General features: G+C 75.1%; 1 pseudogene. It reads right to left on the reverse strand.

The window, feature by feature from the left end:
• A pseudogene (locus KVS71_RS19660) lies at positions 1-229 on the reverse strand (acetyl-coenzyme A synthetase); the annotation flags it as partial.

Here is a 229-nt window from a genome sequence, read left to right on the forward strand (position 1 = left end):
CCCGAGGCCTCCCAGCGCGTGCGCCGCCTGGGCCCCCCGGCGCGGGAGGTCGGCGTAGGTCACCGAGACCCGGTGTCCGGGCTCCCCTTCGAAGTGCAGCGCCACCTTGTCTCCGCGCCCGGCGTCGTCATGACGGTCCACGCAGTTCACCGCGACGTTCTGTCGGCCGCCGAGGTACCATCGCGCTGCCGGGGCCGCACCGTCGTCGGGCGGGTCCCACTCCTGCACG

This window comes from Microbacterium sp. GbtcB4, from assembly GCF_019091465.1.
Classification (GTDB): Bacteria; Actinomycetota; Actinomycetes; order Actinomycetales; family Microbacteriaceae; genus Microbacterium; species Microbacterium paraoxydans.